This is a genomic window from Plantactinospora sp. B24E8 (genome assembly GCF_039871735.1).
Taxonomy (GTDB): domain Bacteria; phylum Actinomycetota; class Actinomycetes; order Mycobacteriales; family Micromonosporaceae; genus Plantactinospora.
Genome location: NZ_JBDPMH010000084.1, coordinates 1 through 1,063 on the forward strand (window position 1 = coordinate 1; position 1,063 = coordinate 1,063).

Annotated in this window: 1 protein-coding gene; it reads left to right on the forward strand. The window is 69.0% G+C overall.

Annotated elements, in window-relative coordinates:
• Positions 1-133: 133 nt before the first annotated feature.
• A complete protein-coding gene (locus ABGB21_RS36865) occupies positions 134-1,051 on the forward strand; it encodes an IS5 family transposase (protein ID WP_347681774.1) in 918 nt (305 codons plus the stop codon).
• Positions 1,052-1,063 lie beyond the last annotated feature (12 nt).

Sequence of the window (1,063 nt, forward strand, 5' to 3'; positions counted from 1 at the left end):
CTAGGCCGTGTGTCATAAGTGCCCTGTGGTCCTGGCTGTGAGGTAGATCGGCTGGGCGTGTCGGTGACCGGGATGCGGTGAGGTCTCCGGTAGATGGGTTATCGACCAAGACAACCATCTGCACGGAGACCTCGTGGCCAGCGTAGCGGTGACGAGGCGGCACGACCTGAGCGACGCGCAGTGGGCGGTGTTGGAGCCGCTGCTGCCCCGACCGAAGAAGCCGGGTCGGCCGCCGAAGTGGAGCAAGCGGCAGTTGATTGACGGGATCAGGTGGCGGGTCCGTACGGGTGCGCCATGGCGGGACGTGCCGGACTGCTACGGGCACTGGCGCACGGTGTACGGGCTGTACCGGCACTGGCAGCGGGCCGGGGTGTGGGCGCGGATCCTGGCCGGGTTGCAGGGTCGGGCCGACGCGTTCGGGTTGATCACCTGGGACGTGAGTGTGGACTCCACGATCGCCCGGGCGCATCAGCACGCCGCTGGTGCCCGCCGGGACAGTCACACGCAGGTCGAGCCGCCGGGCGGGTCCGGCGCCGTCGAGCCGGCCGATCACGCGCTGGGTCGCTCGCGTGGCGGTCTGACGACGAAGCTGCATCTGGCCTGTGAGCAGGGCCGCAAGGTACTCGCGTTTGTGGTCACCGGTGGGCAGCGTGGCGACAGCCCGCAGTTCACCACCGTGCTGGACCGCATCCGGGTGCCTCGCCTCGGCGTCGGTCGGCCCCGGTGTCGGCCGGAGCGGGTCCTGGCCGACAAGGCGTACAGCAGCAAGGCCAACCGGAGCTACCTGCGCCGGCGTGGCATCGGCTGCGTCATCCCGGTCAAGGCCGACCAGGCCGCGAACCGAAGTAAGAAGGGGTCGGCGGGTGGCCGTCCACCGGCCTTCGACCCCAGCGCATACCGGCAGCGTCACGCCGTGGAGTGCGGCATCAACCTGCTCAAACAACACCGCGCCGTGGCCACCCGCTACGACAAACTCGCCGTGCGCTACGAAGCCACCGCCACCATCAGCATGATCGACACCTGGCTTCGGAGACTCGAACGGCACTTATGACACACGGCCTAG